Origin of the sequence: Bradyrhizobium huanghuaihaiense (genome assembly GCF_007830635.1) — a bacterium.
Classification (GTDB): domain Bacteria; phylum Pseudomonadota; class Alphaproteobacteria; order Rhizobiales; family Xanthobacteraceae; genus Bradyrhizobium; species Bradyrhizobium huanghuaihaiense.
Window position 1 is genome coordinate 844,091 of record NZ_VLLA01000001.1, and the last position, 6,405, is coordinate 850,495.

Sequence of the window (6,405 nt, forward strand, 5' to 3'; positions counted from 1 at the left end):
TGTGCCTGCCGCGTTAGCCGTGCTGCGCAACATGGTCCTTTGCGGCCGAACCCCGATCTAGGTCTGCCCGATCAATTTGCGAAACGCCGCCGCGCCGTCCTGCACGGCGTCGCGCCCCTTCCAGGCGAGATAGGAAAGCTTGCCGCCGAGCGTGTCGTGACTGCGCAGCCGGCGCGAGCCGAGGATGTGGCCGACATTGGACGGGAAGCGGCTCACCTCGGCGGACACCAGCGCCGCGATCGCGTCCATCAATTGCTGGAGGCGGACGCCCCATTCGCTGGCCTCGATGCCGTCGATGCGGACCTTGAGCGCATATTCGGTGTCGTAGATCTCGGCGAGCAGGTCGCGCGCGACCAGCACCCGGTTGTGCCGGAGCGCGACCCTGAGCGCGAGGCGCTTGTCGTCGAGCCGGTCGAGCACCATGGGCACGACGCAGGCATAGGGCGCGGCGGCGACGTCGGCCGCGGCCTTGCTTGCGGCGGCCTTGGTGGCAAGGTGCACCAATTGCCAGGACGTCTTCAGCCGCCGCGCCACCAGCGCCAGGGCGTAGGGCAGCGCTTCGGGATGTGACTTCCTGAACGCGTCGAGCTGCGCGGTGATCTGGGCCACCTGGCCGTCGTCGAACTTAGCGATCTTCTCGGGCAGCTTTCCGTTGAACTTCGGCAGCGCGTCGCCGGCGCGCAGCACATGCTGCATCTTCCTCACGTCGTCGAAGGCGGTGCGCGATGCTGTGTATTGCGCGAGCTTGCCGCGGGCGAACTCGGCGCTCTCCACTGATGCAAGGGTGTTCTCGAGCACCTTGATGACCTTGGTCTGGAAGCTCGACGCGATCTTCTGCACTTCCTTCGGATTGTTGGCGGTGACCTGGTCGTTGATCGCCTTGATGTAGTCGCGTGCCATGGTCGGCAGCAGGTCGCGGCAGATCCACTCCCAGATCGGGGTCAGGGTGTTGCGCGAGATGCGTCCCGCATTGGCATGCTCGGGCGCGCCGTCGATCAGCAGCAGCTCGAGCGGGGCGAAGAAATAGCGCGAGGGGCTGGTCGCGCGCGCCTGGGTCGATCCGTCCTTGCGAAATTCGGCGCGCAGGCGAGCCTGGACCTCTGCCGAACCGGGCATGTCGATGCCGCACAGCTCAAGTCGCTCGAGCTCGCTGAGCAGACAGCTGCGCGACAGCGGCGTCAGCCTCTGCAGGAATTCCGACAGCCGATCGATCTCGTTCATGGCACGCAATCTTCCGCAACGATTCCAGCAGGCCTACCGGCCCAATGCATGGAGGCATTTGCGCGCTCTCAATTGTGACCTAGAGAAGCAAGTCGCCGTTAATTAATCCGTAAAATCCGGGGGCCTGGGCGTCCGGCCGGGGTGGCGGTTAAGCAGGCTTCGCGTGTTTGCCGGGGATTTGGGCGAAGTTCTCAACCCTTGCATGGTCGAAGCAAGCCTCGCGCAAGCATAAATTGTGCCGATGTCGAGGTTTTAGCGCAAAACTGACAAAATTACCGTAGTCTTACGGAGCAAAAAGTTAACCACAGTTCGGCCCCGGTTCCGCTAAACAGGTCACATGGGGTCACAGAATGATACGGCCGCCGATTCGCGGCCGTCGGAATGGTACGAAAGCAGCACCGCTCCAGCTGAAGAGCTCGATTTCGTCCGCCTGAACGCCGCCCGGGCCAAGGCAGCCGACGAAATGGCGGCGGCCATTGCCCGCGAGCTCAACGGACCCCTGACTGCGCTCCTGCTCTATATGGGCGAGATCAAGCATCACAGCGATCAGCTCGCGCCTGTCACGGCCGACCGTGCCTATCTGCAGCGGGTGGTGGAGAATGCGCTGACGCAGACCGAGCGCGTCTGCGGCCTGGTCAAGCAGCTTGCCGGCCCCCACAAGGGGGCCCCGCCGATTCCGTCCCGGATCGAAGACGCAGAACTGAACGCCCCGCGCGCACAGCAAGCCCAGCGCGTGCCGAGCGCCGAACTGATGGGCCTGTCGGGCCAGAAACGGCTGACCAAGCGCGAGCGCGAGGTGCTCCGCCTGATCAGCGAGGGCTATTCGAACAAGCAGGGTGCGCTTCGGATGCAGATCAGCCCGCGCACCTTCGAGAGCCATCGCGCCGAGGCGATGCGCAAGCTCGGTGCGCGCAACACCGCGGATCTCGTCCGCGCGGCGCTGCTGCATTCGATCGATTGAGGTTCTTGTCCTGCGCCGCCGCCGGCGGTGCGGGGGCGGGAGAAGCCCGATCGCGGTCAGAAATAGTCTTCAGCGAAGGGACGCGCGCGCGATGTGGGCCGCGGCGGCTTGAGGTCTTCCTTCGGCGCATTCGGGATGATCGTGATGGTCCAGCGCGGAGGGCTCGATTCCTGCTCCAGCACCGAGCGTACGAAGCCAGTCACCGTCGACTCGCCGGACTTCACGGTCGCCATCCGACCGTTGAACTGGGCGATGCGGAAGCGACGGACCTCCTTCTGGTCCGCAGTCTCATAGGTGAACATGGAAACCCTCCTGGTTTCCCGCGACTATCGCCACCTATGATTAGCCATCTCTAAAAATCACAAACCGTAGAAGTACGGCGGGTTTAGCGCGGCCCGCGCTAACCTTGCGGCTCCTGTGCGCGCGCGGCGGCGTAGGCGGCATCCATCCGGTCCAGGAGATCGCGGAATTCGGTCTCGCCGAGCGTCTCCGCAGTCTTCTCCAGCCGCAACGCCAGCGCCGCGAGCCTGACATAGCCGAACGTTCCCGCCGCGCTCTTCAGCGAATGCGCCTCGCGCGCGATCTTGCCGTGGTGCTGCCCCAGCGAGAGCGTGCGGAACAGCTGCAGCCGCGCGCAGGTCTCGCTCCAGAACACGGCGCGCACCTCACCGGCGCCGTCCTCGCCGATCTCGTGCACCAGCGCCGCGTACGCGCCCGGCTCGCGCGCAGGCTCGAAATCGAAGGTTCCCTGCACGGGTGCAACAGTCACGTCAAACATGGTCTCGCCCTGGTCACGGTTCGCTGGTCGCGCGGCGCATGCGGCGCGCGGCTCACCCCGTGTCTACGGCATTTGAATTTCAGTTCCGGTAGCGGGACGGAAAATGTTTGCGGGCCGCCGTTAGCCGCAGGTTTACCACGTGCCGCTCAGCGCTGGCCGAGCAGCCGGTCGTACTGGGTCTTCACCGTGCTGTAGCACTCGCACGCCGTCTGGCGCAGGCCGTCCAGGTTCAGGATCTGGATATGCCCGCGGCTGTAGTGGATGAAATTGGCATGCTGCAAGGTGTTGGCGACCAGCGACACGCTGTTGCGCCGCGCGCCGATCATCTGCGCCATCGCCTCCTGGGTCAGCAGCAGCCGGTAGTCGCCCGACAGGTCATGGGTGTGCAACAGGCAGCGCGACAGCCGCGATTCCACGGGATGGGCGGCGTTGCAGCCCGCAGTCTGCTGGACCTGCGCGTAGACCGCCAGCCCGTGGCGCGTGAGAAAGGTGCGCAGGGTCCCGCTCTGGTCGGCCGCGGCGCGCAGCCGGTCGAGATCCATCACGGATGCGGTGCCGGGAACCAGCACGATCGCCGTATTCAGTGCGTAGGCATCGCCCATGGTCGAGAGCGCGCCGAGCACGCTGTCGCGGCCGATCATGGCGACCTGCACATGCTCGCCCTTGGCGAGCTTCACCACCAGCGAGATGACGCCGCGATGGGGAAAGTAGGCGCGCTTGAGCGTCTCGCCGGCCTCGACCAATACGGCCTCGTGCGGCAGCTCGATCGTGCGCAGGTACGGGCGGAGCAGTTCAAAATCGTCCGCCGACAGCGCGGATAGGAAACCATTGGAAGGGCGCACCATCGTTTCCAAAGCTGCCTCCCGTCTCCTGCATCGGTAAGTCGCGGCGAGCGAGATTGCTCCCGACACGGGTAAGTTCCATCATGTTCACGTCGGGATATATTGGCAATTGGGACAAGATGTCCGGGTGCAGCGATCGCGCCCGCGGTGCTGTGTTCACCGCAGCATGCAGATGACGGCACCTGGCTCGCGTCACTGTGGCGCTCCGATCAGGCGCGAATGCGACTTCTTCACCGCCGAATAGCAGTCGCAGGACGTCGCTTTCAGCGCGGGCAGATCGATGATTTCGATCTGTCCGCGGGTGTAGCGAATGATGCCGGCCCGCTGCATCGCATGCGCGACCAGGGAAATGGCATTGCGCCGCACCCCCATCATCTGCGCCAGCGCTTCCTGCGTCAGCGGGAGGCTTGCGCCGTCGGACAGATCGCGGGCTCGCAGCAGCCAGCGCGCCAGCCGTGCCTCGACCGGATGCCGCGTATTGCAGAGCAACGATTGCTGCGCATGCGCAAGCAGGATCTGCTCATGACGCATGATCAATCCTCGAAACCGGAGGCTTGCGGCGGCGATCATCCGGCATGCCGCGATTTCCAGCGTGGAAGCAGTGCCGGGGAAGAGTACGACCGCGTCCGTCGGTGCGATGCCGTCAGCAAGCGCCGCGCCGCCGCCGACCACGCTGTCGCGTCCCAGCATCGCGACCTCGATGGTCTGTCCTTCGGACAAGCTCACCGAGATCGAGATGGAACCGCCGTGGGGGAAGTAGACGTGTCTCAGCGCAGCGCCGGCCTCGCCCAGGACAGATTCTCTGACCATTTCAACGGTTGCCAGATGGGGGCGCAGCCGATCGAAATCTGCGGCGTCGAGCATCTGCAGCAACTGATTGGGCGGGCGGCCGCTCGCGGTCATGCAGGATCAATCCCAAAGCGTTCAAGCTACGATCGGAGCCGCGTCCAGTTGCACGGCGGATAAATCCTATTCTAGAGGTTGTGGACGTGTCCATATACCCGTTAGGGGGCAGACACGCCGGCGCGGTTGCGGCGGAAATAAGAGTTGCGTGCTGATTCGCGCACGCGGCTGGCGTGCAATCCAATGTCGCCAGCCGGGAAGAACCGGCAGGGGGCCTTGATGAGCCGGAAGCTTTCGGTCGGCGGCAGACATTGCGTTGCCAATGCCATCGGACGTCGGCGATCCGCGCAGCTTCCCTTGCCCACCAACCTACATCACGCGTCAGCGATTGCTTCGCGCCATTCAGTGACGCCGCCACATATTTCGCGTCCGTCGTCGCCTTTTTCCTGACTCCGCCACCGGCGTTCGCAACCGTCAATATTTCGATCCAAACCAGAGGAGAACGGTGTTCCCCACGGTTCAATTCTTGAATCGCCGAAACGGGAAATCCAAACGGGGACAGAAGGTCTGCGCCATATTCTCGTTGTCGACGACGACCCGATGGTGTGCATGGCCATCGAGGTCTATCTCCAGCGAAACGATTTTCGGGTGACGATTGCCGACGGAGGCGAAGCAGGGCTGCGGGCTCTCGAACACGAACAGTTCGATCTGATGATCATCGACATCTTCATGCCGCATATGCGCGGTTTCGAATCGATCAGGGTCTTCCACGAGCGCGCACCCGTCATTCCGCTGATCGCGATGTCCGGCTACGCATTCGCCGATCTGAATTCACCTGCGCCCGATTTCCTCCGGATGGCGCTCGAGCTCGGCGCGGCACGCTGTCTGCGCCAAGCCGTTCACGCCGCACGCGCTGCTCGCCGCCATCAACGATTGCCTCGCGGAGCACCGTCCCGACGATGTCGCCGCGGCCGCGCGCCTCGGTTAGCGCTGCACCGGTGGCATCGCGGGCGAGGTAAGCGTTCGTTGACTCTAAATGCGGATCCTGCGGAGTCCAGCCGGTCACGACGCGATCGCCACCTGAGCACGCGCGGTCGCCGGCGATTTCACGCTCGCTGTGCCTATCGTCCTTCAAGAGCAGGACTTTTTCGCGCGCGTCGTCCTACCTGTACGGACATGTTTACCCGACGTTAATCGTCGTCACGGCGCGCTGCCGGTTTTGCCGAAAAGCGCTGCCGCATGCGGTCGAACCGCAAACTTGTCTTCAATATCCGTATTAGCACGGAGGATGAAATTAACGGGACCGTGAAAGGGGTTGTCTAACGATCTAAAGCGAAGACTTCCGCCGATTCCAGGCGCGGCGCGGGTGTCGAAGTCCAGTTCAGTAAGGCGTACTCCATGGATGATCTGTTGCGGGAGTTTTTGACGGAGACCAGCGAGAGCCTGGACACCGTCGACAATCAGCTGGTGAAGTTCGAGCAGGAGCCGAACAACGCCAAGATCCTGGATAACATCTTCCGCCTGGTCCACACCATCAAGGGCACCTGCGGCTTCCTCGGCCTGCCGCGGCTCGAAGCGCTGGCGCATGCCGGCGAGACGCTGATGGGCAAATTCCGCGACGGCATGCCGGTGACCGCCGAGGCGGTGACGGTGATCCTGTCCTCGATCGACCGCATCAAGGAGATTCTGGCCGGGCTCGAGGCGACCGAAGCCGAGCCCGAAGGCACCGACCGCGACCTCATCGACAAGCTGGAAGCGAT

At 63.9% G+C, this 6,405-nt stretch carries 7 protein-coding genes and 1 pseudogene; 3 read left to right on the plus strand and 5 right to left on the minus strand.

Annotation, left to right across the window (positions count from 1 at the left end):
- Positions 1-57: 57 nt before the first annotated feature.
- A complete protein-coding gene (locus IQ16_RS04005; protein WP_018646896.1) occupies positions 58-1,221 on the minus strand; it encodes a hypothetical protein in 1,164 nt (387 codons plus the stop codon).
- Positions 1,222-1,558: 337 nt separating this feature from the next.
- Between IQ16_RS04005 and IQ16_RS04010 the strand changes: the two genes are divergently transcribed.
- Positions 1,559-2,182 (plus strand): helix-turn-helix domain-containing protein, encoded by a 624-nt coding sequence (locus tag IQ16_RS04010; protein WP_018646897.1) that lies wholly within the window; start codon positions 1,559-1,561, stop codon positions 2,180-2,182.
- A 56-nt stretch (positions 2,183-2,238) separates the two neighbouring features.
- On the opposite strand, the gene IQ16_RS04015 is transcribed toward IQ16_RS04010, so the two are convergent.
- The 4 genes from IQ16_RS04015 to IQ16_RS04030 all read right to left on the minus strand — a co-directional run bounded on the left by IQ16_RS04015 (position 2,239) and on the right by IQ16_RS04030 (position 4,705).
- Positions 2,239-2,484 (minus strand): hypothetical protein, encoded by a 246-nt coding sequence (locus tag IQ16_RS04015; RefSeq protein WP_018646898.1) that lies wholly within the window; start codon positions 2,482-2,484, stop codon positions 2,239-2,241.
- Positions 2,485-2,582: 98 nt separating this feature from the next.
- Positions 2,583-2,960 (minus strand): Hpt domain-containing protein, encoded by a 378-nt coding sequence (locus IQ16_RS04020; protein WP_018646899.1) that lies wholly within the window; start codon positions 2,958-2,960, stop codon positions 2,583-2,585.
- Between the two features lie 146 nt (positions 2,961-3,106).
- Entirely contained in the window at positions 3,107-3,805 is a 699-nt protein-coding gene (locus IQ16_RS04025) for a Crp/Fnr family transcriptional regulator (RefSeq protein WP_018646900.1), read from the minus strand.
- Between the two features lie 189 nt (positions 3,806-3,994).
- Positions 3,995-4,705 carry a Crp/Fnr family transcriptional regulator gene (locus IQ16_RS04030; protein ID WP_018646901.1) on the minus strand — a complete coding sequence of 237 codons (711 nt, stop codon included), beginning with the start codon at positions 4,703-4,705 and terminating at the stop codon, positions 3,995-3,997.
- A gap of 507 nt (positions 4,706-5,212) precedes the next feature.
- On the opposite strand from IQ16_RS04030, the pseudogene IQ16_RS04035 reads away from it, so the two are divergent.
- A pseudogene (locus IQ16_RS04035) lies at positions 5,213-5,633 on the plus strand (response regulator).
- 410 nt (positions 5,634-6,043) lie between these two features.
- Positions 6,044-6,405, plus strand: a 362-nt coding sequence (locus IQ16_RS04040; RefSeq protein WP_208751622.1) for an Hpt domain-containing protein, incomplete at its 3' end; no start/stop codon positions are given.